The 23,774-nt window shown below is 41.3% G+C and carries 19 protein-coding genes; 11 read left to right on the forward strand and 8 right to left on the reverse strand.

What is annotated here, in order from left to right:
* Nucleotide 1: 1 nt before the first annotated feature.
* Together QM469_RS07370 and QM469_RS07375 are read right to left on the reverse strand one after the other, a co-directional pair.
* On the reverse strand, nucleotides 2-1,291 hold the full coding sequence (locus QM469_RS07370; protein ID WP_414276416.1) for an ABC transporter permease subunit: 1,290 nt from the start codon (nucleotides 1,289-1,291) through the stop codon (nucleotides 2-4).
* 96 nt (nucleotides 1,292-1,387) lie between these two features.
* A complete protein-coding gene (locus QM469_RS07375) occupies nucleotides 1,388-2,656 on the reverse strand; it encodes an extracellular solute-binding protein (protein WP_414276417.1) in 1,269 nt (422 codons plus the stop codon).
* A gap of 417 nt (nucleotides 2,657-3,073) precedes the next feature.
* Here QM469_RS07375 and malQ point away from each other — a divergent pair, with 417 nt between their 5' ends.
* The 3 genes from malQ (at nucleotide 3,074) to QM469_RS07390 (ending at nucleotide 7,357) form a co-directional block, all read left to right on the forward strand.
* Nucleotides 3,074-4,591: a 4-alpha-glucanotransferase gene (gene malQ, locus QM469_RS07380; protein ID WP_414276418.1), complete on the forward strand. Its 1,518-nt coding sequence runs from the start codon at nucleotides 3,074-3,076 to the stop codon at nucleotides 4,589-4,591.
* A 22-nt stretch (nucleotides 4,592-4,613) separates the two neighbouring features.
* On the forward strand, nucleotides 4,614-6,872 hold the full coding sequence (gene glgP, locus QM469_RS07385) for a glycogen/starch/alpha-glucan family phosphorylase (protein ID WP_414276419.1): 2,259 nt from the start codon (nucleotides 4,614-4,616) through the stop codon (nucleotides 6,870-6,872).
* A gap of 278 nt (nucleotides 6,873-7,150) precedes the next feature.
* Entirely contained in the window at nucleotides 7,151-7,357 is a 207-nt protein-coding gene (locus QM469_RS07390) for a hypothetical protein (RefSeq protein ID WP_075227905.1), read from the forward strand.
* 108 nt (nucleotides 7,358-7,465) lie between these two features.
* On the opposite strand, the gene QM469_RS07395 is transcribed toward QM469_RS07390, so the two are convergent.
* Nucleotides 7,466-8,314, reverse strand: coding sequence for a methyltransferase domain-containing protein (locus tag QM469_RS07395; protein ID WP_414276420.1), 849 nt, complete (start codon nucleotides 8,312-8,314; stop codon nucleotides 7,466-7,468).
* Between the two features lie 150 nt (nucleotides 8,315-8,464).
* Here QM469_RS07395 and QM469_RS07400 point away from each other — a divergent pair, with 150 nt between their 5' ends.
* Nucleotides 8,465-8,743, forward strand: coding sequence for a DUF6110 family protein (locus tag QM469_RS07400; protein ID WP_000910910.1), 279 nt, complete (start codon nucleotides 8,465-8,467; stop codon nucleotides 8,741-8,743).
* 1 nt (nucleotide 8,744) lies between these two features.
* Nucleotides 8,745-10,808, forward strand: a complete 2,064-nt coding sequence (locus QM469_RS07405; protein WP_311522491.1) for a heavy metal translocating P-type ATPase — start codon at nucleotides 8,745-8,747, stop codon at nucleotides 10,806-10,808.
* 76 nt (nucleotides 10,809-10,884) lie between these two features.
* On the opposite strand, the gene tyrS is transcribed toward QM469_RS07405, so the two are convergent.
* Nucleotides 10,885-12,141: a tyrosine--tRNA ligase gene (gene tyrS, locus QM469_RS07410; RefSeq protein ID WP_075227902.1), complete on the reverse strand. Its 1,257-nt coding sequence runs from the start codon at nucleotides 12,139-12,141 to the stop codon at nucleotides 10,885-10,887.
* A 334-nt stretch (nucleotides 12,142-12,475) separates the two neighbouring features.
* Between tyrS and mutL the strand changes: the two genes are divergently transcribed.
* The 4 genes from mutL to QM469_RS07430 all read left to right on the forward strand — a co-directional run bounded on the left by mutL (nucleotide 12,476) and on the right by QM469_RS07430 (nucleotide 16,383).
* Nucleotides 12,476-14,425, forward strand: coding sequence for a DNA mismatch repair endonuclease MutL (mutL, locus tag QM469_RS07415; RefSeq protein WP_414276421.1), 1,950 nt, complete (start codon nucleotides 12,476-12,478; stop codon nucleotides 14,423-14,425).
* Between the two features lie 120 nt (nucleotides 14,426-14,545).
* The gene (gene ruvA, locus QM469_RS07420; protein WP_000273405.1) at nucleotides 14,546-15,139 is read left to right on the forward strand and encodes a Holliday junction branch migration protein RuvA; all 594 of its coding nucleotides are present in this window, start codon (nucleotides 14,546-14,548) and stop codon (nucleotides 15,137-15,139) included.
* Between the two features lie 9 nt (nucleotides 15,140-15,148).
* On the forward strand, nucleotides 15,149-15,712 hold the full coding sequence (locus QM469_RS07425) for a DNA-3-methyladenine glycosylase I (protein WP_414276422.1): 564 nt from the start codon (nucleotides 15,149-15,151) through the stop codon (nucleotides 15,710-15,712).
* Complete coding sequence (locus tag QM469_RS07430) at nucleotides 15,709-16,383, forward strand: lysostaphin resistance A-like protein (RefSeq protein WP_414276423.1); 675 nt, start codon at nucleotides 15,709-15,711, stop codon at nucleotides 16,381-16,383. Before QM469_RS07425 ends, QM469_RS07430 begins: the two co-directional genes overlap by 4 nt.
* A gap of 45 nt (nucleotides 16,384-16,428) precedes the next feature.
* Here the strand turns inward: QM469_RS07430 and QM469_RS07435 are convergent, their stop codons facing one another.
* The 4 genes from QM469_RS07435 to QM469_RS07450 all read right to left on the reverse strand — a co-directional run bounded on the left by QM469_RS07435 (nucleotide 16,429) and on the right by QM469_RS07450 (nucleotide 19,707).
* Complete coding sequence (locus QM469_RS07435) at nucleotides 16,429-17,466, reverse strand: S66 family peptidase (protein ID WP_414276424.1); 1,038 nt, start codon at nucleotides 17,464-17,466, stop codon at nucleotides 16,429-16,431.
* A 149-nt stretch (nucleotides 17,467-17,615) separates the two neighbouring features.
* On the reverse strand, nucleotides 17,616-17,879 hold the full coding sequence (locus QM469_RS07440) for a SemiSWEET family transporter (RefSeq protein WP_004250486.1): 264 nt from the start codon (nucleotides 17,877-17,879) through the stop codon (nucleotides 17,616-17,618).
* Nucleotides 17,880-18,075: 196 nt separating this feature from the next.
* Nucleotides 18,076-18,750, reverse strand: a complete 675-nt coding sequence (locus tag QM469_RS07445; protein WP_006146142.1) for a DUF1129 domain-containing protein — start codon at nucleotides 18,748-18,750, stop codon at nucleotides 18,076-18,078.
* 12 nt (nucleotides 18,751-18,762) lie between these two features.
* Nucleotides 18,763-19,707 carry a magnesium transporter CorA family protein gene (locus QM469_RS07450; RefSeq protein WP_223140287.1) on the reverse strand — a complete coding sequence of 315 codons (945 nt, stop codon included), beginning with the start codon at nucleotides 19,705-19,707 and terminating at the stop codon, nucleotides 18,763-18,765.
* A 142-nt stretch (nucleotides 19,708-19,849) separates the two neighbouring features.
* Between QM469_RS07450 and uvrA the strand changes: the two genes are divergently transcribed.
* Together uvrA and QM469_RS07460 are read left to right on the forward strand one after the other, a co-directional pair.
* Nucleotides 19,850-22,681: an excinuclease ABC subunit UvrA gene (gene uvrA / locus QM469_RS07455; protein ID WP_414276425.1), complete on the forward strand. Its 2,832-nt coding sequence runs from the start codon at nucleotides 19,850-19,852 to the stop codon at nucleotides 22,679-22,681.
* Nucleotides 22,674-23,735: a M24 family metallopeptidase gene (locus QM469_RS07460; RefSeq protein WP_373094592.1), complete on the forward strand. Its 1,062-nt coding sequence runs from the start codon at nucleotides 22,674-22,676 to the stop codon at nucleotides 23,733-23,735. The genes uvrA and QM469_RS07460 overlap by 8 nt, the downstream gene beginning before the upstream one ends.
* Nucleotides 23,736-23,774: the final 39 nt, after the last annotated feature.

Consider the following 23,774-nt stretch of genomic DNA (forward strand, 5'->3'; position numbering starts at 1 on the left):
CTTAGACGTCCTCCATATCAAATGCGTGTAGTTTCTTGAAGGCAATCATAGAAATAGAGATGACGATGATTGAAATAATCAAGGTAACGGCAGCTGCCATAGAGTATTGTGGAGCTGTACCTGTTGTCAAACGGTAAATCCATGAGATCAATATATCGGTTGAACCAGCTCCACCACCGACACTACCAGGACCACCACCATTGAAGAGGTACATGATAGAGAAGTTGTTGAAGTTGAAGGTGTATTGGCTAATCAAAGTAGGTGCCGCAACAGCCAAGATCATTGGGAAAGTGATGCTGCGGAATTTTTGCCAAGCGTTTGCACCGTCGATATAAGCTGCTTCATACAAGTCGTTTGGAATAGACTGTAGGATACCGAGAGTAAGGACATAGATATAAGGGAATCCAAGCCAACCTTGCATCATAATCAAGGCAACCTTAGTCCAAGTAGGGTCTGTTTTCCAAGGGATGAGTGCCCCATCGAGGAATGGAAGAACTTTAGCAAAAAGTGGCAAAACTTGAGTATTGATAGCACCAACACTATCGTTAAACATGTTTGAGAATGTCAAGATAGTGATGAAGGCTGGAACTGCCCAAGGCAGAAGGAAGATAACACCAAAGATACGTTTTCCTTTGATGAATGGTTGGTTAGCAATAATAGCTGTGAAGATACCGATTACAATCTGTAAAGTTGATGCAGACAAAGCCCAGATAATAGTCCAAGAAAGAACGGCGCCAAAGGCTGAACGGAAGGTACTCAAGCTCCAGATATTTGTGAAGTTGGTCAATCCAACCCAGTCCAACAATTTATTAGGTGGTAAATGTTGGAAATCATAGTTAGTAAAGGCAATCATCAAGGTTACAATAACTGGGAAGATGATGGCAAATGTCATGGCAACGTAAGATGGGATAATGAGCAAGTATGGGAATCCATTTTCATAGATACCTTTAATCATATCCTTAAGTGTCAATGGGACAGGGATGCCATTATTGATACGTTTTGCAATGGTATGAGCATCTTTAATATTGAGAATATAAAATGCTAGATAAACAATTACAAAAATAGAGTGAAATGCACCACGAATCAACATAAAGAGAGAGTTGTCACGGCCAGGTTTTTCACCGAGTGTGATCAAGTTGCTCAATTCAGGTGCTGCAAGTACTATAAAATAGAGGACAAAAGCTAATGTTACAGCAAGGAAGATAAAACCTTTGGCTTTTTGTTTGTTATAGATTTGCCCCAACCCAGGAATCAATGAAAGCAAGGCTGCTTTTCTTGGTTGTTGTTCCATGAGTACTCCTTTCATAAGATGTGAACGTCAAGCTGAGTTCTGTTAATATCTAAAAATCAAGGGGGATAAGTTTTAAATCCCCCTTGAATCAATCAATTAGTTACCAAATTTTTGTTGGATTGTTTCTTTGATCAATGTTACAGCATCATTTGCAGCTGTTTTAGCATCTTTCTTACCGCTTACAGCGTCAAAGAGCATTGTTTTAGCTGGGTCCCAAACTGTTGACATTTGAGAGATGTTTGGCATTGGTTGAGCGTTCTTGAACTGTTTGATAACAGCAGTAGTCAACTCATCGTTTTTACCTTCAGCGTAAGTACGAGCTTCAGTGTTAGCTGGGATTTCGTTTGTTGCATCGTAGAATGCTTTTTGTTGGTCAGTTGAAACAAGGAAGTCTACGAATTTTTGAGCTCCTTCAAGGTTCTTAGTGCTTGATGGGATGATCCAAGCTTTACCACCACCAAAGGCTGCGTAGTTTTTACCGTTTGGAAGAGTTGGGATAGTTGCAACACCGTAGTTTACTTTAGCATCTTTGAATGCTTGAGCTTTCCAAGGTCCATCAATGATAGCAGCTGTTTTACCTTCTTGGAATTGAGTTTGGATCAAGTTTCCAGCACCTTCAGTATCTTGCATACCTTTAGGCCATTTGTCATACCAAGTTTTAGCGTAGTTGATACCTGCAATAGCACCATCGTTAGCAAGACCAATATCTTTAGGGTCTTTACCGTTTTGTCCAAACACGTAGGCACCATTACCAGCAAGAAGTCCATATGCGTAGTAGAAGTTAGTCCAGTCAGCTAGGAAAGCAGTAGTTTTTCCGTCTTCACCAGCGAAGGCATATTTGCTATCTTTAGCAAGTTCTTCCAAGTCAGCAAATGTCTTAGGAGCTTCTTTCACTAAGTCTTTGTTATAGTACATAACAAGTGACTCGATAACGGCTGGAGCCCCATAAACTTTACCACCAACAGTTACAAGAGATTTAGTAGTATCGTCTGTTTTAGCACCGTCACTCAAAGTTACTTCTGAAAGTTGTCCGTCAGTACCAAGACTACCTACACGGTCGTATGGAGCCATCATGACGTCAGCAGCTTTACCTGATTGGTTATCAAGTGAAAGATTGTCAAGTCCACCTAATTGGTCCCCTGTTTTAATAGTAACTTTTACACCAGCTTCTTTTTCGTAAGCTTTGGCAGCTGATTCTGCAAAAGCTTTATATTGGTCTTCAACATAGAAAGTGATTTCTTGACTTCCTGATGCAGAAGAGTCAGCAGCTTTGTCAGAAGTTTTACTTCCGCAAGCTACCAAAAGTAAGCTAGCAAGAGTAGCAGTACCAAGTACAGCTGCGCTCTTCATGAATTTAGTTGACATAATGTATTCCTCCTAAAGAATAACAAATTTTGATTTCGAGGAAACGCAAACGTTTTCTCTTATGAACTTAGTATAGCACAAACAGAAAACGGTTGCAAGCGTTTTTTGAAAAAAATTAAAAAAGCTTATAACTGCTTAATCCCTAAAATTGGTCATATAATAGGAAGAAAAAGATGAAATCATATAAATTTCAATTCAAGAATAATTTAAGGGAAACGATTGCATGGTTTGAAGATGTTTTTGTAGAGGTAAAAAAATAAGAATATAGTTTTTTAAAAAAGCTATAAAGTAAATAAATTGAAAAGTTTTTTGTTGAAACGCTTGCATTTCTTTTTGAAATGGGTTATACTTTACTTAGCGCAAACGTTTGCGCTTGTAAAAATGAAATATTTAACTACAAACACTTGAGGTGCTATTATGAAAAAACGTCAAAGTGGTGTGTTGATGCACATCTCATCACTTCCAGGAGCTTACGGAATCGGATCATTTGGTCAAAGCGCCTATGATTTCGTTGACTTCTTGGTTCGTACCAAACAACGTTACTGGCAAATCCTTCCTTTAGGAACAACCAGCTACGGAGATTCTCCTTATCAATCTTTCTCAGCCTTTGCTGGAAACACTCATTTTATCGATCTTGATATTTTGGTAGATCAAGGTTTGTTGGAAGCAAGCGATCTTGAGGGAGTAGACTTCGGTAGCAACCCAACTGAAGTTGATTACGCTAAGATTTACTATGCACGCCGTCCGCTTCTAGAAAAAGCAGTTAAACGTTTCCTTGAAGTTGGAGATGTCAAAGATTTTGAAAAATTTGCTCAAGAGAACCAATCATGGCTTGAACTTTTTGCAGAGTATATGGCTATCAAAGAGCATTTTGATAATCTCGCTTGGACAGAATGGCCTGATGCAGCAGTTCGCACTCGTCAAGCTGAAGCTCTTGCACACTATCGTAATGAGTTGGCTGACAAATTGGTCTACCACCGCGTAACCCAATATCTCTTCTTCCAACAATGGTTGAAATTGAAAGCATATGCTAACGAAAACCACATCGAGATTGTGGGAGATATGCCAATCTATGTTGCTGAAGATTCAAGCGATATGTGGGCAAATCCACATCTCTTTAAAACTGATGAAAACGGAAAAGCAACTTGCATCGCAGGATGCCCACCAGATGAGTTTTCTGAGACAGGTCAGCTTTGGGGGAATCCAATCTATGACTGGGAAGCAATGGATCGCGATGGTTATAAATGGTGGATTGAACGCTTGCGTGAAAGCTTTAAGATTTACGACATCGTGCGTATCGACCACTTCCGTGGATTTGAGTCTTACTGGGAAATTCCTGCGGGTTCTGAAACAGCGGCACCTGGTAAATGGGTGAAAGGACCTGATTACAAACTCTTTGCAGCTGTTAAAGAAGAACTTGGTGACTTGAACATCATCGCAGAAGACCTTGGATTCATGACTGATGAAGTCATCGAGCTTCGTGAGCGCACTGGATTCCCAGGAATGAAAGTCCTTCAATTTGCTTTCAATCCAGAACACGAAAGTATCGACAGCCCACACTTGGCACCAGCAAACTCAGTTATGTATACAGGAACACACGATAACAACACTGTTCTTGGTTGGTACCGTGATGAGATTGATGATCCAACTCGTGAGTATATGGCTCGCTACACAAACCGTAAAGAGTACGAAACAGTGGTGCATGCTATGCTTCGTACAGCTTTCGCATCAGTAAGTTTCATGACGATTGCCACTATGCAAGATTTGCTAGAGTTGGATGGTTCAGCTCGTATGAACTTCCCATCTACTCTTGGTGGAAACTGGTCATGGCGTATGACAGAGGAACAATTGACTCCTGCTGTCGAAGAAACTTTGCTTGACTTGACTACAATTTATCGCCGTATCAATGAAAATTTGGTAGAATTAAAGAAATAAGACATTATCAGGAGACACAAAAATGTTACCATTAAAAGAATTTGTACAAAATCGTTACAATAAATCTATCGCAGAATGCAGCAACGAAGAGCTTTATCTTGCTCTTCTTAACTACAGCAAACTTGCTAGTAGCCAAAAACCAGTCAACACTGGTAAGAAAAAAGTTTACTACATCTCAGCTGAGTTCTTGATTGGTAAACTCTTGTCAAACAACTTGATTAACCTTGGTCTTTATGACGAAGTTAAAAAAGAACTTGCAGCTGCAGGTAAAGAGTTGATCGAAATCGAAGAAGTAGAATTGGAACCATCACTTGGTAATGGTGGTTTGGGACGTTTGGCAGCCTGCTTTATCGACTCAATCGCTACACTTGGTTTGAATGGTGACGGTGTTGGTTTGAACTACCACTTCGGTCTTTTCCAACAAGTGCTTAAAAACAACCAACAAGAAACGATTCCTAATGCTTGGTTGACTGACCAAAACTGGTTGGTTCGCTCAAGTCGTAGCTACCAAGTACCATTTGCACACTTTACTTTGACATCAACTCTTTACGATATTGATGTTACTGGTTATGAAACAGCAACTAAAAACCGTTTGCGTTTGTTCGACTTGGATTCAGTTGATTCTTCAATCATTCAAGATGGTATCAACTTTGATAAGACAGATATCGCTCACAACTTGACTCTTTTCCTTTACCCAGACGATAGCGATAAACAAGGTGAATTGCTCCGTATCTTCCAACAATACTTCATGGTTTCAAACGGTGCGCAATTGATCATCAATGAAGCAATCGAAAAAGGAAGCAACTTGCACGACCTTGCTGACTACGCAGTTGTACAAATCAACGATACTCACCCATCAATGGTTATCCCTGAATTGATCCGTCTTTTGACTGAACGTGGTATCGAACTTGATGAAGCAATTTCAATCGTTCGTAGCATGACTGCCTACACTAACCACACAATCCTTGCTGAAGCCCTTGAAAAATGGCCTCTTGAATTCTTGGAAGAAGTGGTTCCTCACTTGGTACCAATCATCAAAGAATTGGATCGTCGTGTTAAAGCAGAATACAAAGACCCAGCTGTTCAAATCATCGATGAGAGCGGACGTGTTCACATGGCTCACATGGATATCCACTACGGATACAGCGTAAACGGGGTTGCGGCTCTTCACACTGAAATCTTGAAGAACTCAGAGTTGAAAGCCTTCTACGACATCTACCCAGAAAAATTCAACAACAAAACAAACGGTATTACTTTCCGTCGTTGGCTCATGCATGCTAACCCAAGATTGTCTCACTACTTAGATGAGATTCTTGGAGATGGTTGGCACCATGAAGCAGATGAGCTTGAAAAACTCTTGTCTTATGAAGATAAAGTAGCTGTAAAAGAAAAATTGGAAAGCATCAAGGCTCACAACAAACGTAAATTGGCTCGTCACTTGAAAGAGCACCAAGGTGTGGAAATCAATCCAAACTCTATCTTTGACATCCAAATCAAACGTCTTCACGAGTACAAACGTCAACAAATGAACGCTTTGTATGTGATCCACAAATATCTTGACATCAAGGCTGGAAACATCCCTGCTCGTCCAATCACAGTCTTCTTTGGTGGTAAAGCAGCTCCTGCCTACACAATTGCTCAAGACATCATCCACTTGATCCTTTGCTTGTCAGAAGTGATTGCTAACGACCCAGCAGTTGCACCACACTTACAAGTGGTTATGGTTGAAAACTACAACGTTACTGCAGCAAGCTTCCTTATCCCAGCATGTGATATCTCAGAACAAATCTCACTTGCTTCTAAAGAAGCTTCAGGTACTGGTAACATGAAATTCATGTTGAACGGAGCTTTGACTCTTGGTACTATGGACGGTGCTAACGTGGAAATCGCTGAGTTGGTTGGAGACGAAAACATCTACATCTTTGGTGAAGATTCAGAAACTGTTATCGACCTTTACGCAAAATCAGCTTACAAATCAAGCGAATTCTACGCTCGTAAAGCGATCAAACCATTGGTTGACTTTATCGTGAGTGACGCTGTTCTTGCAGTTGGTAAGATTGAACGCTTGGAACGTCTTTATAACGAATTAATCAACAAAGACTGGTTCATGACTCTTCTTGACTTGGAAGACTACATCAAAGTTAAAGAGCAAATGTTGGCTGACTACGAAGACCGTGACGCATGGTTGGACAAAGTTATCGTTAACATTTCTAAAGCAGGATTCTTCTCATCTGACCGTACAATCGCTCAGTACAACGAAGATATCTGGCACTTGAACTAAGATATATAATTTAATAGTTATTACACTATCTAGCAAAAAAGCGAGTTTCAATTGAAATTCGCTTTTTTGAATGTTATGGATTTGAGGTTGACTGGTCTCAAAAGAAAAAATAATTTGTCAATAATTTCTAGACTTAAAAATCAAACCTAGAGAACACTAAGAAGGCTGGTTGTACTACCTTTAAGCCTAAGGTTCTTCTTAGCTGTTACCTCAAATTTCTTGTATTCGTTTACAAACAGTATTATAATAGTATTGTAGTAAAGAAGGAGGATGTTCTTATGTGGAAAAAATATTTTTCAAAATATAAATGGACTGATTTATTTTGGATTCTTTTTGTAATTTGGTCATGCCTTTATATGGGTAATAGTTCTTCATTTCCACTTACTCATCAAGAAATCTCTTTTCATGGATGTTGTTATGGGGTAGCACTTGCCTTATATCACTTGCTATTTATTGATAAATTTGTCATTTCAAATCGAAAATAAATGGAGAGGTTAAAATTTTTCCACTTTTCGGATAGATACTTGAAAAATCGTGATTTAAACCCGCATCTCAAGAAGAGGTGCGGGCTTTGTAGTATCTCAAAAATATATTTACAGTGCTTTCCCAACCAAAATCTCTGCTTCAATGGTAATCTCTGTCAGTTGGCTCCAGTCAATCTTGCTTTGGTCAACGTGAAAGAGGAGGGGTGTCATGCTGAGTAAAGCTTGTCTTTGCTCTGCTGTAATGGATTTGGTCAGGGAAGCAGTCTGGATAGATTGGATGCTGAAATGTTCCTGGAAATGCTCCTTGATATCTTGATTAGAATAATCCTTGTTTGTCAGCTGGTCCTGTACCCTTTGACGGATTTCCTTGAGGTGATTTTCAGTTGGGATAACCTTTATCAAGATACCGTCTTTGGATAAAACGCGACGAAATTCTCCATAGTTGGCAGGCGAAAAGATATCAAGCAGGATATCCATGCTAGCGTCTTTTATAGGAAGACGAGCCAGGTCACCAACGAACCAATTGACTGCCCAGTTGGGTTCGCTCTTGGCAGCGATTTGAACGGAATCTTTGGAAATATCAAAGGCATAGAAGGTTTTGTCAGGATGACTTTCTTGGAGCTTGCGAGAATAGAAACCTTCGCCACAACCGATATCTAAGATTGTGGTGCTAGTTTCTGAATTTGCTAACAAGTCAGATACAGCATCTAAAATAGCTTGGTAAAAGCCAGCTTCTAGGATTTGTTGGCGATTTTGAAAGTTTTCCTTGTCGTAGTTGGCAGATTGCTTGATTTGAGGTGCCAGATTGACATAGCCGAATTTCGCCAAGTCAAAAGAATGACGGTTGCAGAACTTGAGACTAGTCTCTACCAGAGTCAGATTTTCTCGACAGATAGGGCAGGCAAAGGCAGTCGCAGAAGCAAAACGCTGGAGTTTAGGTTTGAGATTTGTATTCATAGTTTAAGTGTATCAAAAGAGGCAAATGAAAGCAACTTTAGGATGATTTGTAATAGAATTAAATAGTAGTATAATTACTTTTTAAAGTACCAAAATTAAATTGCTTTTATATCTAAATTGCTATATAATAATATCTAGGAGGAAATAAGTATGTTAAAAGAAGTATTAACCGTTGCAAAAGTTGCGAAAAAATCATCACTCTTTTTAGGTGGTGTCGCATTTGGTACCCTTGGTTTGAAAATCTTAGCAAGTAAGGAAGCTAAAAAAGGTTATTCTAAAGCTTTGGCTAAGGCTTACAAGTTGAAAGACGGGCTAGATGCATCTGTTTCTGTTGTGAAACAACATGGAGACGATGTCTTGCAAGATGCCAAATATTTGTATGAGCAAGAGAAAAAAGAAGAGCAATTAGATAGCCTTATAGGGGAATAGTATGTCTTTTAAAGTGCTACATAGAGGATACCAACATATCCGACTATCATCTTCTTTTTCACTCACCTTGGATATTCAAGACTATCTTCGTTCCTTGGTGAGAGATGAAAAGGGGATTGAGTCTATCCAGTTTTACATGGATCAACAGCACTTTACTCTACGCATAAAAGAAGGCTTCTCTGTATTAGACAATGCAGAAGCCTTTTTAAAAAGAATTGATAAAGGGAAAGTTTCTGAGTTGATGACTCTTCCCATTCGTAGAGAAGAGAGTGCTTATTCTATTGTTTCAGGTGCAGCGATTAAGCGTATGATTTTTCGTAGTTTTGTGCCGTATCCTATTCGCTATATATGGACTTGTTATCAGGCTTTGGGTTATATTAGAGAAGCCTATCAAACACTAGCGCGTAAGGAACTAACGATGGAGGTCTTGGACTGTTCGGCGATTTTATTGTCCTTGTTTATGAACCAATCCAAGACAGCTAGCAATATCATGTTTATGCTTGATTTGGGGAATCATTTAGATCAGTGGTCCTTGAAAAAAACTGCAACAGATTTAGAACAAAGCCTTCTTGCAAAAGAGAGCGACGTATTCTTAGTACAGGGGGATATGGTCGTTAGTATCAAGAGTTCCGATGTTCAAATAGGAGATGTCTTGGTCCTATCTCAAGGAAATGAAATTCTGTTTGATGGACAAGTAGTTTCAGGTTTAGGTATGGTCAACGAAAGTTCCTTGACGGGAGAGAGTTTTCCAGTTGAAAAAAGAGAGTCTGATTTGGTTTGTGCAAATACAGTATTAGAAACTGGAGAGTTACGCATTCGTGTAACCGATAATCAGATGAACAGCCGGATTTTACAACTGATTGAGTTGATGAAGAAATCTGAAGAAAACAAGAAAACGAAACAACGCTATTTCATCAAAATGGCGGACAAGGTCGTCAAATATAATTTCTTGGGGGCTGGTCTGACTTACCTATTAACAGGTTCTTTTTCTAAGGCTATTTCTTTCCTATTGGTCGATTTCTCCTGCGCTTTGAAAATCTCTACTCCTGTAGCTTATTTGACAGCTATCAAGGAGGGGTTGAATCGTGAAATGGTGATTAAGGATGGAGATGTTCTGGAGAAATATCTGGAAGTTGATACTTTCTTGTTTGATAAGACGGGAACAATCACAACTAGTTATCCTATAGTTGAAAAGGTGTTACCTTTTGGGGACTATAGTGAGGAGGATATTCTAAGAATCAGTGCCTGTCTTGAGGAACACATTTATCATCCTATTGCTAATGCCATCGTCAAGCAAGCTGAGATGGAGGGGATTGAACATGAGGAAATGCATGGGAAACTCCAATATATCGCAAGCAAGGGAATCAAATCTCATATAGATGGCCAACCAGTTCTTATTGGGAATTATGTCTTGATGCAGGATGAACAGATTCATATCAGTTCAGAACAAAATGCTTTAATTGAAGAGTACAAGAGTCACTACAATCTCTTATTCTTAGCCTACCAGAATGAATTGATTGGAATGTTCTGTATTCATACTCCTTTGAGAAAAGAAGCAAAAGCAGCCTTGGAGAAACTTAAGGCACAAGGGAAAAAATTGATTCTGGCAACAGGGGACACCTTGGTTAGAACAGAGGAATTAGTCAAAGATTTGCCCTTTGATCAGGTCTATACAGACTTGAAACCTGATGGGAAATTTGAGCTAGTAGAGGAACTGCAGAAAGCAGGTCACACTATTTTGATGGTTGGAGATGGATTGAATGACTCAGCAGCTCTAACCCTATCAGATATCGGTGTGGTGATGAATGAGAGTGCAGACATTTCTAAGCAGATGAGCGATATCTTATTGTTAGATAATCGCTTGGATTTCTTCCAAGAGTTGGATTGGCTATCATCATCTTTGCAAACACTCATCAAGAAGAATATTCAAGATACCGTTATCGTAAATAGTAGTTTGATTGGCTTTGGCTTGTTTAATTGGCTCAGTCCTTCAAATCTCTCTATCTTACATAATCTAACAACCTTACGTATTGTACTGCGTAGCCTGTCTATTAAGGCTAGATAGATATGGTTATCAACAACAAAAAGGAGTTACCTTTCTCGAGGTTAACTCCTTTTTTTATAGGTAAATGTTGAACAGTTTAGTAAGTCAATACAAAATATTTTTTCTTCCCACGTCGGATAACAGTGAGTTCGTTCTCTAACTTATCTGCGTCACTCAAGACATAGTCAAGGTCTTGGATGCGGTCGCCGTTGACGTAGATGGCACCGTTTTGAACATCTTCACGGGCTTGGCGTTTTGAGTTAACCACGCCAGAAGATACGAGAAGTTCAACGATGTTGTGATTTTCGTCTGCCTGTACTTGGTAGTTTGGCACTCCACGAAGTCCTTGTTTGAGTTCTTTAACTGAAAGGTTCTTAATATTTCCAGCAAAGAGTTGTTCAGTGATGTTAAGGGCTTCTTTGTAGGCTTCTTCTCCGTGGACAAGAGTCACGACTTCACGAGCCAAGACTTTTTGAGCCAAGCGTTCGTGTGGTGCTGCTTCGAATTGTTTGCGGATGTCTTCAATCTCATCCAGTGACAAGAAGGTAAAAATCTTCAAGAAGCGAACAGCATCAGCGTCCATAACATTCATCCAGAATTGGTACATTTCGTATGGAGAAGTCTTTTCAGGGTTGAGCCAAACTGCGTTTCCTTCTGATTTACCAAATTTCTTACCAGTTGCATCTGTAATCAGTGGAACAGTGATAACGTGACCAGTCTTGTCGGCTTTACGACGAAGCAATTCGGTACCAGCAGTCATATTTCCCCATTGGTCAGAACCACCGATTTGGAGGGTTACATTGTGCTCTTGGTTAAGGACATAGAAGTCGTAACCTTGCATGATTTGGTAGGCAAACTCAGTGTAAGAAATCCCTGTTTCAATCCGTTTTTTCACGGACTCCTTGCTCATCATGTAGTTGACAGTGAAGTATTTTCCGATATCACGGAGGAAGTCAATGAAGCTGATGCTGCCAAACCAGTCGTAGTTGTTGACCATGACAGCTTTATTTTCACCATTTTCAAAGTCAAGAAAGCGAGAAAGTTGTCCTTGGATAGACTTGACCCAGCCATCTACTGTGTCTTTTGTTTGGAGACTACGCTCAGCATCTTTGAAGGACGGATCTCCGATGAGACCAGTAGCACCGCCAACGAGCGCATAAGGTTTGTGACCTGCTAACTGCAAACGACGACTTGTCAAGATTGCGACAAGGTGGCCTAGGTGAAGGCTGTCAGCAGTTGGATCGTAGCCAGTATAATAAGAAACTTGACCTTCTTCTAGGGCTTTACGCAAAGCTTCTTCATCAGTCGTTTGAAAAATCAAACCACGCTCTTTTAGCTCATCAAAAATGTGCATGTGTCTTTTCTCCTTTTTAAAATATTGTTTCTACCTATTTTACCACAAACTTGGCAAATAACCTAGTAAAATCGGGAAGAAAGTTGCTACTCGGACTTTTTTGGAAACGAGTGAAATATGGTATAATAGCACTAGCTTATACTCAATGAAAATCAAAGAGCAAACTAGGAAGCTAGCCGCAGGTTGCTCAAAACACCGTTTTGAGGTTGTGGATAGAACTGACGAAGTCAGTAACACATATACGGCAAGATGAGACTGACGTGGTTTGAAGAGATTTTTGAAGAGTATTATTTTCAGAGAAATAGATAAAAATAGTTAAGAAAGGGGCTGAAAGATGTCTCATATTATTGAATTACCAGAAGTCTTGGCCAACCAGATCGCAGCAGGAGAAGTTATCGAGCGTCCTGCTAGCGTTGTCAAAGAATTAGTTGAAAACGCCATTGATGCTGGCTCTAGCCAGATTATCGTTGAGATTGAAGAAGCTGGTCTTAAGAAAATCCAAATAACAGATAATGGTCACGGGATTGCCCACGATGAAGTCGAGTTGGCTCTCCGCCGTCATGCGACCAGTAAGATTAAGAATCAAGCGGATCTTTTTCGGATTCGGACTCTCGGTTTTCGTGGTGAAGCTCTGCCCTCTATCGCATCTGTCAGTGTTTTGACTCTTTTGACAGCGGTGGACGGTGCCAGTCATGGAACCAAGTTAGTGGCTCGTGGGGGAGAAGTTGAGGAAATCATTCCAGCGACCAGTCCTGTGGGGACTAAGGTTTGTGTGGAGGACCTCTTTTTCAACACGCCTGCTCGCCTCAAGTATATGAAGAGCCAGCAAGCGGAGTTGTCTCATATCATCGATATTGTCAACCGTCTGGGCCTTGCTCATCCTGAGATTTCTTTCAGCTTGATTAGTGATGGCAAGGAGATGACGCGAACAGCTGGGACTGGTCAACTGCGCCAAGCCATTGCTGGAATTTATGGTTTAGCCAGTGCCAAAAAGATGGTTGAAATTGAGAACTCTGACTTAGATTTTGAAATTTCAGGCTTTGTGTCCTTGCCTGAATTGACACGTGCTAACCGCAATTATATCAGCCTTTTTATCAATGGCCGTTATATCAAAAACTTCCTGCTCAATCGTGCTATTTTAGATGGTTACGGCAGCAAGCTCATGGTGGGGCGTTTTCCACTAGCTGTTATTCACATCCAGATTGACCCTTACTTAGCTGATGTCAATGTGCATCCAACCAAGCAAGAAGTGCGGATTTCTAAGGAAAGAGAGCTGATGGCGCTGGTTTCAGAAGCTATCGCAAAGAGTCTCAAGGAACAGACCTTGATTCCAGACGCCTTGGAAAATCTTGCCAAGTCTACGGTTCGTAATCGTGAAAAAGTAGAGCAAACGACTTTGCCGTTGAGAGAAAATACGCTTTACTATGAAAAAAATGAACCTACAAGACCGACTCAAGCTGAGGTAGCAGACCATCAGGTAAATTTGACAGAAGAAAGACAGGATTTGAATCTGTTTGCTAAGGAAACCTTGGACCAGATAACCAAACCAGCCAAACTGCATTTTGCAGAGAGAAAATCGGTCAGCTACGACCAACTAGATCATCCAGAGTTAGATATGGCTAGTTTGGATAAGGCTTATGACAAGCTGGAACGAGAAGAATCTTCGAGCTTCCCAGAGTTGGAATTTTTCGGTCAAATGCACGGAACCTATCTCTTTGCTCAAGGGCGAGATGGGCTCTACATCATAGACCAGCATGCGGCCCAGGAGCGGGTTAAGTACGAAGAGTACCGCGAAAGCATTGGCAATGTTGACCAGAGCCAACAGCAACTCCTAGTGCCTTACATCTTTGAATTCCCAGCAGATGATGCCCTTCGTCTCAAGGAAAGAATGCCTCTTTTAGAGGAAGTGGGAGTCTTTCTAGCAGAATATGGTGAGAATCAATTCATCCTTCGGGAACATCCTATTTGGATGGCAGAGGAGGAAATCGAGTCAGGGATCTACGAGATGTGTGATATGCTCCTTTTGACCAAGGAAGTTTCAATCAAGAAATACCGAGCAGAGCTAGCGATCATGATGTCCTGCAAGCGGTCCATCAAGGCTAACCACCGTATCGATGACCACTCGGCTAGACAACTCCTCTACCAACTCTCTCAATGTGACAACCCCTATAACTGTCCACACGGACGTCCTGTTTTGGTCCACTTTACCAAGTCAGACATGGAAAAGATGTTCCGTCGCATTCAGGAAAATCATACGAGCCTCCGAGAGCTAGGCAAATACTAATACTCTTCGAAAATCTCTTTAAACTGCGTCAGCCTTACCTTGTCTAACTTAAGTTATGCCTACGGTTAGCTTCCTAGTTTACTCTTTGATTTTCATTGAGTATAAATTGAAGGGAAAATTATGTACGAATATCTAAAAGGTATCATTACCAAAATTACTGCTAAATACATCGTTCTAGAAGCTAACGGCATCGGCTACATCTTACACGTAGCCAATCCTTATGCTTACTCAGGACAAGTCAATCAAGAAGCGCAAATCTATGTGCATCAAGTCGTTCGCGAAGATGCTCATCTCCTTTACGGTTTCCGTTCAGAAGACGAGAAAAAACTCTTTCTCAGCTTGATTTCGGTGTCGGGCATTGGTCCTGTATCAGCTCTGGCTATCATTGCAGCTGATGACAATGCAGGTCTCGTTCAAGCTATTGAGACTAAGAACATCACCTACTTGACCAAGTTCCCTAAAATCGGTAAGAAAACAGCCCAACAGATGGTGTTGGACTTAGAAGGGAAAGTTGTTGTGGCAGGAGACGATCTCCCTGCTAAAACTGCAGCTCCATCTAGCAGTGACAACCAAGAACTGGAAGAAGCTATGGAAGCCATGTTGGCTTTGGGCTACAAGGCAACTGAGCTTAAGAAAATCAAGAAATTCTTTGAAGGAACGACAGATACAGCTGAGAACTATATCAAGTCTGCCCTCAAGATGTTGGTGAAATAGGAGAAGTCTATGCCAAAACGTTGTGGCTGGGTTAAAATGAACAACCCTCTATATGTAGCCTACCACGATGAAGAGTGGGGCCAGGCCCTTCATGATGACCAGGCTCTTTTTGAGTTGCTCTGTATGGAGACCTATCAGGCAGGTCTGTCTTGGGAAACGGTGCTCAATAAACGCCAAGCTTTTCGTCAAGCTTTTCATGACTATCAAGTTCAAGGTGTTGCGGACATGACTGATGAAGAATTGGAAGCTTTGATGGATAATCCAGCCATCATCCGCAATCGTGCCAAGATATTTGCGACGCGGGCCAACGCTCAGGCTTTTCTACAAGTTCAGGCAGAATTCGGAACTTTTGATGCCTATCTTTGGTCTTTTGTCGGTGGGAAGACGATTGTGAATGATGTACCTGACTACAGCCAGGCGCCTGCCAAAACAGCTCTATCTGAAAAATTATCCAAAGAATTCAAAAAACGTGGCTTCAAATTTACTGGACCAGTCGCTGTATTGTCCTATCTGCAGGCTGCAGGTCTGGTTGATGACCATGAGAATGATTGTGAATGGAAGGGGCTTAAATGAAGTCTACAAAATATAAGGGAGTTCTGATTTTTGGGCTCCTATATACAATTCTCTTTGTATTTGATGGCGTTAGATGGTTGGCTTCCCTGATGCCATCTACCATTGCAAATTATCTAGTCTATGTAGTATTAGCACTATACGGCTCTTTCTTGTTCAAGGATCGATTAATCCAACAATGGAATGAGATTAGAAATTCTAAAAGAAAATTCTTCCTTGGCGTCTTAACAGGATGGCTCTTTCTCATTCTGATGACTGTTGCCTTTGGATTTATATCAGAGTTGTTGAGGCAGTTTTTGGGGCTGGTCGGACAAGGTCTAAACCAGTCGAATATTCAAAGTACCTTTCAAGAGCAACCACTACTGATAGCGGTTTTCGCCTGCATCATTGGACCTTTGGTGGAAGAACTCTTTTTCCGTCAGCTCTTATTGCATCACTTGCAGAAAAGTCTGCCAAGTTGGCTAAGCATTCTTCTGGTAGGAATTGTCTTTGCTCTGACTCATATGCATAATGTAAGTTTATCAGAGTGGGTCGGTGCAGTCGGATACCTAGGTGGGGGCCTCGCCTTTTCTATTATTTATGTGAAAGAAAAGGAGAATATCTACTATCCCCTACTTGTTCACATGTTAGGCAATAGCCTCTCCTTTATTATTTTAGCTATCGGTAGTATGTGATGAAAATGCCAGTAATGATAATGAGAAAAAGCTGAGAAATTCATCTCAGCTTTCTTTGTTATAGTCAAAGCGAATGACTTGCTCCTCTGCATCTACATAGGCGTGAACTCCGAAGGGGACAATGGCTCTTGGAGTTGCGTGGCCGACATTCAGATTATAGACAATAGGGATATTGCTATCAATGATATCCAATAGTGCCTCTTTATAGCCGTCATAGAAAGTTTCATCCATAGGTTTCCCGACCAAGAGTCCACTGATAACTTCGAATATACCAGTTTCCTTTAAAGTCCACAACATCTTTTGGAAGTCTTCAGGATTAGGCTTTTCTTCGCTGGTTTCTAGCAGTAGGATCTTTCCTTCCCAGTCTGACAAGTCAGGGAAAAGTTTGTATTTTTGGCAGAGGTCTGTGCTGTCTGCGTGTAGAGAGTTGTCAAAAATATCATAGAGAGACTCGAGACAACCACCGAGGATTTCTCCCTCAAACTGAGCATTGCCTTGTAACAAGTCAAAACCTGTATTTGCATGGCTGACACGAGGTGTTCCCAGAGCCTTGGGACTGAAGTCAGTTCTTTCCTCATACCAAAGGTCGCTAGGGCGGATTTCTGAGATTTTTCCAGTCTCAATCAATTCTTTAAAGTAGTGGAGGCTGTATGGCAACATTTCTTTGTCTAACTCACAAATGTCTGCTAAAAAGGATTGACCATAAAAAGTCTTGATTCCTAGTTTATGCAACATGAGGTGGTTCATAGTTGTATCCGAGAAGCCAAGAAAAATTTTTTGTTTGATAACCTTTTGTAGTTGGTCATTTTCAAAAAGATAAGGCAATAAACGATAGGTATCGTCTCCACCGATGGCGCATAGGATCATGTCGATACTATCATCAGAAAAGGCTTGAATCAAATCCTCTGCACGAGCTTCAGGATGTTCTTTTACAAAGTCTAAGCCTTTTAGTGAATTAGGTAAAAAGATAGGCTTGAGTCCTAAGTCCTTGAGACGTTGGATACCCAAGTCCACTTCATGTTTGACAAAGTCCTCTCCGATAATGCCACTAGATAAACTAATAATACCAATAGTAGAAATCATATCTCATCCTCCTAGAAATAGATTGAGCTTATTTTATCACAAAAGATGAGGGGGAACAACAAGAATTAGAGCCAGAAGAAGGCTTTTAGATCAAGAAAGTAAGCAAAAAGCAACCAATCGTGTGGTTGCTTTTTATAGTAGTTGTATTCTTATAGAGCAGTAAGGAAAGTCAGTCCGCCAAGGATAACCCCGGCTGAGTTTGGAATGATTAGAATCCAGTCTTTCTTAGGCTCTTTTGTCCATCCATAAATGACCCAGATTAAGCAAGAGACTGCTGCTGATAAAGGTTGGAATGGTTGAGCTTTGTTCCCTTGTAAATTGGCAAAAATTTGGGGGATGTAGGCTATAAATACAATAATCCCGATAAAGGCACCAATTGAACCAACAATTTGATTAATTCTCTGTTTAGTCATATATATTTCTCCTTATTACTTTATTAGTATAACAGAAAAACAACTTGAATTCAAGGATAAAACCTTGGGATTCTAAGGGAAGCCTTTACATTAAAACGATTTTAGACAATGTGTCTACTTTTTGAAGAATCAAAAAATGATTTAGAACTACAAAAAAGTAGTCTGTCTACAAAACACACTACTTTTATTGTTTGTCTTAATATCTAGCTGGTCCTGCACTTGCGCTCTTAATGTTGAAACGTTTTTTGAGGTAGAAACGTAGGGCAAGGAGAGCTCCTCCAATGACCAACAAAACAAGAGGTGGTAAGCTGATGTTGATGGCTTGTGGAAGGAAGTTACTCAAGAAGAGGATGAAGACCCAGGCAAACATGGTTGCTAGCATAACCAAAAGTGATTTCCAGAATGGAGGGCGTTGGCTACGGTCAGTATCTGGTCCGTAGTAGCGGTAGATGAAGTGGTAGAGAAGGTAGAAGGCAACTCCTCCGAAGGCCCCTACACTGATGAGTGTTACCAAACCGTAAGCCACTGGTTGGTTTGAGAAGAAGCTCATCAAGGCACTAACTACTGCAAACAGTCCTGTAATGAAAAGGGCTGAATCCAACATCATCAATTTTGGATCGTCGTTTTCCTTTGGATGTTCTTTCTCGTATTGCTCTTTTTCGCTAAAGCTGTGAGCCCAGTGAGTTGGTGCTCCGTAAATTGAACGAGCAGTTACACCTTTTGGTTGTTCTTCAAGGATATGAGGAATGACTTCTTCAAGGATGGCCTTGATTTCAGCGTCGGTTTTTCCGTCCTTGAGAAATTGTTGGGTTGCAATGTGGATAAATTCTTGGTTTTTCTTGGTTAATTCTTTTAAATCAATCTGTGACATAATAACTCCTGTTTAGAACCATTTTTTATGGATGAGGTAAAGAGTGAGAGAAACACTCATAGCAAAGGCGATAAAGACGATGAGCCAGAAAGCATGCGGTTCTCCGTTTAAAGGAATTTCATTATCCTTAAAGTTCATTCCGTAGGCTGAGAAAATCATGGTCGGCACAGACATAACGATGGTCACGAGGGCCAAGGTTTTCATGATATTGTTCTGGTTGTTTGAAATGATAGAGGCAAAGGTCTCTGTCATAGAGTGAAGGACGTTTCCATAGATATCCGCCATCTCGATGGCCTGTTGCGTTTCAATCAAGGTGTCTTCCAGTAAGTCTTCATCCTCAAGGTATTTCTTGATATTGCTAGTCGCACTGGTCAATTTTTTAATCACGCGCTCGTTTGTCTTAAGAGAGGCCTTGAAGTAGACGATGGTCTTTTCCAACTCCATGAGTTCAATCAATTCTTCATTTCGAGTAGACTTGTGAAGTTGACTCTCAATCTGCTCACTCTTACGTTCGATTGAACGGAGGGCGGTTAGGTAAATCTCCGCATTGCGGTAGAGGATTTGAAAGATAAAGCGCGAACGCATAAAGGTATAGAAATTTCGAAGTCTCCGATTGATAAAGACATCTAGAAGTGGTAGAGGCTCTAAGCAAGTAGTAATGATAGCCTCTTCTGTGATGATAATCCCCAAGGGAATAGTCACGTAGTAGGTCTGGTTATTTCTTTCCTCTGTGATTGGGACGTCTACGATGATCAGAGTGTATTCATCTTCAATGGTAATACGAGACATTTCTTCGGCATCGAGTGGTGCACGGAGGTCAGCGATATCAATATCAAAAGCAGAAGCAATTTCCATCGATTCGCTCTGGGTAGGATTGACGAGATTGATCCAAGTGCCCGGCTGGAGCGTATCAATCTCTTTAAATTCAGTTGTTGTTGAGAGAAAGACTTGTTTCATATCTCCTATCCTTTCCTAATCTATTCTGTGTTTAAGTGATTTTTGACACCGTACTATTATACTACAAAATCGGCTTTTTTGGTAATAGAATTTCACTTTTTTTGGTATAATGGAAAGCAACAATGGACTAGAAAGAAGTAACATGCAAGATAAGATTGTCATCCATGGGGCACGCGCCCATAATTTAAAAAATATTGACGTGGAAATTCCACGAGACAAGCTAGTTGTGGTGACGGGGTTGTCGGGTTCGGGCAAATCCAGTCTTGCCTTTGATACTCTTTATGCAGAAGGGCAACGCCGCTATGTAGAGAGTCTATCAGCCTACGCTCGTCAGTTCTTAGGGAATATGGAAAAACCAGATGTGGATTCTATCGATGGTCTCAGCCCTGCCATTTCCATTGACCAGAAAACGACTAGTAAAAACCCTCGCTCAACTGTAGGAACTACGACGGAAATCAATGACTACCTACGTCTCCTCTATGCGCGTGTGGGGACGCCATACTGTATCAACGGACATGGGGCTATCAAGGCTTCGTCTGTCGAACAGATTGTAGACAAGGTCTTGGAATTACCAGAACGCCAGCGTCTGCAGATTTTGGCTCCTGTTATTCGTAAGAAAAAGGGTCAGCATAAGACTCTGATTGAAAAGATTCAAAAAGATGGTTACGTCCGTGTCCGTGTCGATGGGGTTGTCTATGATGTGACCGAAGTTCCTGAACTTGAAAAGAATAAACAACACACCATCGATGTGGTGGTGGACCGTATCATCATCAAGGATGGTATCCGTAGTCGTCTTTTTGACTCTATCGAAGCAGCTCTCCGTATCGCTGAAGGATATGTAGTTATTGATACTATGGATGATTCAGAGTTGCTCTTTTCAGAACACTATGCTTGTCCAGTATGTGGATTTACGGTTCCAGAGCTAGAACCCCGTCTCTTCTCCTTCAATGCACCGTTTGGCTCCTGTAGTGAGTGTGATGGTTTGGGAATCAAGCTAGAGGTTGATACGGACTTAGTCGTACCAGATGCTAGTAAGACTCTTCGTGAGGGAGCCTTAGCGCCCTGGAATCCGATCTCTTCTAACTATTATCCAAATATGCTGGAACAAGCCATGACAGCTTTTGGAGTGGATATGGATACGTCTTTTGAGGACTTGTCTGAGGCGGATAAACATCTCATCTTCTATGGTTCAGATGGGAAAGAATTCCATTTCCACTATGAGAATGAATTCGGCGGAGTTCGTGATATCGACATTCCATTTGAAGGAGTGCTTGGAAATATCAAGCGTCGCTATCATGAAACCAATAGCGACTACACTCGTACACAGATGCGCCTCTATATGAACGAGCTAACTTGTGGCACCTGTCACGGTTATCGTCTCAATGACCAAGCCTTATCTGTTCGTGTAGGAGGAGAGAAAGGACTCCATATCGGAGAAATTTCAGACCTCTCCATCGCAGACCATTTGGAAGTTATTGACCAGCTAACCCTATCTGAAAATGAAGCTATTATCGCTCGTCCTATCCTGAAGGAAATCAAGGACCGCTTGACTTTCCTCAATAACGTGGGCCTTAACTATTTAACGTTATCCCGCTCGGCAGGAACTCTATCAGGTGGGGAGAGTCAACGTATTCGCTTGGCGACTCAGATTGGTTCCAATCTCTCAGGAGTTCTCTATATCCTTGATGAGCCGTCCATCGGTCTTCACCAGAGGGACAATGACCGTTTGATTGCCAGTCTGAAAAAGATGCGTGACTTGGGGAACACCTTGATCGTGGTAGAACACGATGAAGATACTATGCGAGAAGCTGATTATCTGATTGACGTCGGTCCTGGAGCGGGTGTCTTTGGTGGAGAGATTGTAGCAGCAGGAACGCCTAAGCAGGTGGCTCGCAATAGCAAATCCATTACAGGACAGTACTTGTCAGGTAAACGTGTCATTCCAGTACCAGAAGAGCGCCGTGTGGGGAATGGTCGCTTTATCGAGGTGACAGGAGCGCGTGAGAATAACTTGCAAAATGTTACCGCTCGTTTCCCGCTAGGAAAGTTCATTGCGGTGACAGGTGTCTCTGGTTCAGGGAAGTCGACACTCATTAACAGTATTCTCAAAAAAGCCATTGCTCAAAAACTCAATCGCAATTCAGATAAACCTGGTAAGTTTAAGACTATTACAGGAATCGAGCATATCGACCGTCTGATAGATATTGACCAGAGTCCAATTGGACGAACACCGAGGTCTAATCCTGCGACTTATACAGGAGTTTTTGACGATATACGTGACCTTTTTGCCCAGACAAATGAAGCCAAGATTCGTGGCTATAAGAAGGGGCGTTTCAGTTTCAATGTCAAGGGTGGGCGCTGTGAGGCCTGCTCGGGTGACGGGATTATCAAGATTGAGATGCACTTCTTGCCAGATGTTTACGTAGCTTGCGAAGTCTGTCATGGGACTCGTTACAATAGTGAAACCCTAGAAGTTCACTACAAGGAAAAGAATATCTCGCAAGTCTTGGATATGACGGTCAACGATGCAGTAGAATTTTTCCAACACATTCCGAAAATTCAACGCAAACTCCAGACCATCAAAGATGTTGGTCTAGGATATGTGACCTTGGGACAACCAGCTACGACACTTTCTGGAGGAGAGGCCCAGCGTATGAAGTTGGCTAGTGAACTCCACAAGCGCTCAACAGGCAAGTCTTTCTACATTTTAGATGAACCGACAACTGGTTTGCATACTGAGGACATCGCTCGTCTACTCACCGTTTTGTCCCGCTTTGTCGATGATGGCAATACAGTTCTCGTCATTGAGCACAATCTGGATGTCATCAAAACAGCAGACCATATTGTCGACTTAGGACCAGAAGGTGGTGTCGGTGGCGGAACCATTATCGCAACAGGAACACCAGAAGAAGTAGCTGCTAATGAAGCCAGCTATACAGGACAGTATTTGAAAGGAAAGTTACATCATGAATAAACGTGTGCAAGCATTTTTAGATAAAATGCAAGAAAAAGAATTAGATGGAATCATTATCAACAACCTTAAAAATGTCTATTATTTGACAGGATTTTGGGGTTCAAATGGGACAGTCTTTATCAGTCGTGACCGTCAAGTCTTGGTGACAGATGCCCGCTATATTATCGCTGCCAAGCAAGAAGTTACTGGTTTTGAGATTTTTGCAGAGCGTGACGAGTTGGCTACTATCGCAAAGATTGCAAAAGACATGGGTCTTTCTCGTATCGGGTTTGAAGATGAGATTTCAGTTTCTTATTACCATCGCATGCAAACCGCTTTTGAAGGTTTGGAACTAGTTCCACAGACACAGTTTGTTGAAGCGCTTCGTATGATTAAGGATGAGACAGAGATTGCGACTATTCGTAAGGCTTGTTCTATCTCTGATCAAGCTTTCCACGATGCCCTTGACTTTATCAAGCCAGGGAAGACTGAAATTGAAATTGCCAACTTCCTGGACTTCCGTATGCGTGAATTAGGCGCTGCTGGTTTGTCTTTTGACACGATTCTAGCTAGTGGGATCAACTCTTCTAAACCTCACGCCCACCCAATGCACAAGCCAGTAGAACTAGGTGAAGCAATCACTATGGATTTTGGGTGCCTTTATGACCACTATGTCAGTGATATGACTCGTACTATTTACCTAGGTCATGTCAGTGATGAACAAGCAGAAATCTACAACACCGTTTTGAAGGCCAACCAAGCTCTGATAGACCAAGCTAAGGATGGCTTAGGTTTCCGTGATTTTGATAAAATCCCTCGTGATATCATTGTGGAAGCAGGATATGGAGAATACTTTACTCACGGTATCGGGCACGGCATCGGACTTGATATTCACGAAGAACCTTACTTTAGCCAAACTTCTAAAGAAGTTATCAAAACTGGTATGGTCTTGACTGATGAACCTGGTATTTATATTGAAGGTAAATACGGGGTTCGTATCGAAGATGATATCCTGATTACAGATACAGGTTGTGAGTTATTAACCCTTGCTCCAAAAGAATTAATCGTAATCTAAGAAAAATGAGATAAATCGTTGACTTTTACTAGTTAAAGG

The organism is Streptococcus infantis (assembly GCF_047464215.1).
Lineage (GTDB): Bacteria > Bacillota > Bacilli > Lactobacillales > Streptococcaceae > Streptococcus > Streptococcus infantis_P.